Source organism: Metasolibacillus meyeri, assembly GCF_003049505.1.
Lineage (GTDB): Bacteria > Bacillota > Bacilli > Bacillales_A > Planococcaceae > Metasolibacillus > Metasolibacillus meyeri.
Window position 1 is genome coordinate 1 of the sequence record NZ_PYWN01000187.1, and the last position, 4,285, is coordinate 4,285.

At 38.6% G+C, this 4,285-nt stretch carries 3 protein-coding genes and 1 pseudogene; all 4 read left to right on the top strand.

The features are described from left to right. Positions 1-331 precede the first annotated feature (331 nt). A complete protein-coding gene (locus C9J34_RS20280; RefSeq protein WP_107841989.1) occupies positions 332-814 on the top strand; it encodes an immunoglobulin-like domain-containing protein in 483 nt (160 codons plus the stop codon). A 488-nt stretch (positions 815-1,302) separates the two neighbouring features. Then, a complete protein-coding gene (locus C9J34_RS20285) occupies positions 1,303-2,814 on the top strand; it encodes a lmo1851 family serine protease (RefSeq protein ID WP_107841990.1) in 1,512 nt (503 codons plus the stop codon). Between the two features lie 52 nt (positions 2,815-2,866). After that, on the top strand, positions 2,867-3,766 hold the full coding sequence (locus C9J34_RS20290; RefSeq protein WP_107841991.1) for a CobW family GTP-binding protein: 900 nt from the start codon (positions 2,867-2,869) through the stop codon (positions 3,764-3,766). Between the two features lie 198 nt (positions 3,767-3,964). After that, positions 3,965-4,285: pseudogene (locus C9J34_RS20295) on the top strand (hypothetical protein); the annotation flags it as partial.

Sequence of the window (4,285 nt, forward strand, 5' to 3'; positions counted from 1 at the left end):
TAAAAAGTGAAATTCGCCCGCAAGGCAACCACTTTCGCACAATTAAACTCAAAAATAGGAGCTTGTTGGGTATTTTTCTTTTAATCTTGATTGACAGGAGGGGAATGTGAAGTGTTTCACGTATTGTAACATTTCCTAATTGTTCTTGAATGACTTTAATATACACGTTCTTATTACTTCGATTAGGTAAGATGATTTTTTCTGATATTGATGTTACTATCATTGTAAATATTATGAAGAAATACATTTCCATTAACAATGCATTTTAGTCAAACGAAATTTTTGGAAATTGATTCTGAAATCAGTGTTTAAATATGGAGGGGGAGATAACTTGAGAAGAATTTTTATAGTATTGGTAGTAATTGGTTTGGCAGTAGTTGGTTGTTCCCAAGAACCAAAAGGTCAATCAGGAGAACTGATAAGGGATTGGGAGCCTACAAAATACGAAACGGTTAATAACCTTGATGGAGTAATGATGATTGTAAAGAAAGGAACAGCATCTGTTATTGGATTGACGGTAATCATTGAAAACAACTCCGACAAGGAAATTACCTATGGTGTAGATTTTTTACTGGAAAAGAAAATTAAAGAGAAATGGTACCAAGTTCCATTTGCAATAGGAGGAAATCATGCTTTTGCCGATATTGGTTATAGCTTGGCTTCTTTTAGTGTAAGGGAATGGAAAATTGACTGGAGTGGGCTCTATGGAAGTTTAAATAGGGGTGAATATCGCCTAGTGAAAGAAATATCAAATTTTAGAAATACTGATGACTATGATAACTATCATTTGGCAGTGGAGTTTACAGTGGAGTAATCCAACATAGTTGGTGTTTAATTACTTAGTAAAATGTTGTCATTAAATGTACCACATAATAAAATATCGGCGGATTTCCTTGGCATATAATAGATGCACAGAGGGACAGGACATTTGCCTTATTCTGAACGATTGTAGCTACTTTATTGCTAAGCTACCTAGTCCCGTATTTTACAAAAAAGCGAGTATTAATATCCCCTAACCTTATTTTAAGCTGAGTCGAATCTTATGCTCCTCTTTTTAATAGCACTGTATTATTGCTTTAATGCAGCAATTTAGTGTGATCAATTCACCGAACGAATATTTTTAAACATAATTGAGCCTTCCTAGCATGTACTTTCTATTTGCATTGAATTAATGTACGAAAAACCCCACCTACTTATGAAACAAAATAAAAAAAAGAACGTCTAAGCTTTTCGAAGGCTGCATAAACTGTTAAGATAAGTATAGTGTGCCGTACATAGTGGAAAATGAGAGTGGTGAAAGTAATGGATGAACAACAACAAACTGAGGAACAGCAAAATGGACAGCAGCCTGTGAAGCCTGCTGGTAAATATATACGAATAAAGCCGTTTCAATTTATAATGCTGATGTTCCTGACAATTTTAGTAACAGCAGGTTTAACGATTTTTGCCTTAACTTTTGGGGAAGAAAAGATAGTGGAAGTAAAAGTACCTGTTGAGCGTGCCGAATTTAAACAACTTTACGATGCCTTTGATGAACTTAAGAAAAATTACTATGTTGAAATAGATGATGAACAAGTAATTCATGGTGCAATTAATGGGATGTTTGATGCGCTAGAGGACCCGTATTCTGATTATATGAATCGAGAGGAAGCCGCACACTTTAATGAGAGTTTATCTTCAAGCTTCCAAGGGATTGGCGCAGAAATACAAGAACGAGACGGTTATATTGTAGTCGTGTCCCCAATTAAAAATTCACCTGCAGAAAAAGCAGGTATTTTACCACAGGATATCATTTTATCTGTTGATGGTGAAAGCTTAAAAGGCTTCAGTGCTTCAGAGGCAGTTTTACTTATTCGTGGTGAAAAAGGTACCGCTGTGACATTAATGATTCAGCGCGGTGAAGATGAAGAGCCGATTGAAGTGAAAATTGTACGTGATGATATTCCGATTGAAACTGTACATGGTGAAATGGGAGAAGATAAAATTGCCCATATTCAAATTTCATCATTCAGTGAGCAAACTGCTGAAGAAGTAGCACGCAGCTTAGCGGGATTTGAGCAAAAAGGAATGAAGGGTGTCGTGCTAGATGTACGCCAAAATCCAGGAGGCTATTTAACAGCCGCACTTGATATTTCGAATTTCTTTGTACCAGAAGGTAAGCCGATTTTATTAATTCAAAGTCGTACTGGAGAGCCTGAAGCAATGGTTGCAGAAAGTGGTAAGAAGTTCAATATACCTGTTACGGTATTAATAGATGAAGGCAGTGCCTCTGCTTCTGAAATTTTAGCTGGTGCATTACAAGAATCAGTCGGTGCCAAAGTCGTTGGGAAAGCATCATTCGGTAAAGGAACAGTACAAACTGTGACCGATTTACCAGATGGCGCAAACTTGAAATTTACGACAAGTAAATGGCTAACGCCGAATGGCAATTGGATTAACGAAAAAGGCATTCAACCAGATGTTGAGGTAGATACAGCACCTTATGCTTCATTGCCATACATTGATCCAAAGCAAGAGCTGAAATTAGAAGCAAATTCAAGACTTGTGAATGCGGCAGAGCAAATGCTAGAAGTGCTAGGCTATGAAGTGGGCGAAGTGGATAATCTATTTGATGAAGATACGGAGGCCGCTGTGAGGGAATTCCAAAAAGCGAATGAGCTAGAGGAAACCGGTATTTTAACAGGCAAAACAACGTATGCATTAATGGATGCTTTACGTGAAAAGTTGCGCAAGGATGACCCGCAATTATTAAAAGCGAAAAGTCTATTATCTGGTGAAGAGCTAGAAACAGAAGAAGAAGCGAACGATGAATAATAATGAAGGGCGGCCATATATGGTCAGCCCTTTTTCTAGAGGTGTGAGAAGGATGAAGGATGTCTATTTATTAAGTGGATTTTTAGGAAGTGGCAAAACATCGCTGTTAACAGATGTAATTCGACAATTGAAAGAGCAAGACTTGAAGCCCGCAGTTATTATGAATGAACTTGGTAAGCTCGCATTCGATTCGCAGGCGGTAGAGGAAGATGTACCATTAAAAGAAATGCTGGAAGGCTGTATTTGTTGCACAGGTGCGGAAAAAACGGAGGCACAAATTCAATCTTTATTATTTGATCAACAGTTTGACGTACTCTTAATTGAAACAACAGGCGCCGCTCATCCTGTAGAAGCGCTCGATGCGGTGTTTTCGCCTTTGTTTGCAGAGCAATTAAACATAAAGGGGATTGTCACAGTAGCAGATAGTAAGCTTTGGCTCAATCGTTCTACATTATCGCCACAAGCGCGCTCGCTCTTTATGGAGCAAATTCGTCATGCACATGTGCTCCTTGCTAATAAAATTGACTTACTATCGGAGGAAGAGCAGGCACAGGTCGTCTATGAGCTACAAAGCTTTAATCCACGTGCTATGCTACTACAGACGACAAATGGCCGCGTGCCAATTCAATTTTTACAGCAAATGCAGTCAATGGTGCAGCCTGCGAAAGATGAAATTGTACTCGCACAAATTGGAGGTAGCTTTAATTTAGGCTCACGTTTAGTACAGTTTACGCAGAGCTATAGTGAGGAGGAGTTTGAAGCGTGGGTGCGCGCATTGCCTGAAACGGTTTATCGCATGAAAGGCTATGTACCAATTACGGGTGTACGCAATCCGATGCTCTTCCAATATGCATATGGCATGGTGCAATGGCTACCTGAATATATCAAAATGGAGCCGAAGCTCGTGATAATTGGTGAAAATATTGCTGATATTGCGATAATTGGAGAATAAAATCTAGCTATTTCGCAAAGTGTCAACCGCTTTTCAAGTGCAACTGTTTCATAGAGTGGTAAATGCTTCCTCAAAGAGACCGCAATCAGCATTGATTTTTCAGTAAATTCTATGTTCAATGGTTTTATTGGTAAAGCTTGGTGAAAAAAACGTCGATTCTTTCTTGTATGCTTACTAGCGTAAAGGAGGAAGTGCAAAATGAAAAAAACATTAACAGCCGTTTTTGCAACTTTTTTATTAGCAGCACCAATTCAAATGGGGACTGCGTCAGCAAATATGTTCAGTAGCGAAAGCGAAGCGACAGCTACAAATGGAAAACAAGTACAAGTCAAACAGGGTGCAAATTGCAAAGTAATATATAAATGGTCAAACCATAAATGGCAAATCATTATGCCAGAGCAACAAAACAATAAATGGTCACCGACACCACCAGCTACAGAAAAACCATCAGATTCGAATAAAGGGACAGAAAAGCCAACTGTACCAGCACCACCAGTTACAGAAAAGCCAACTGTACCA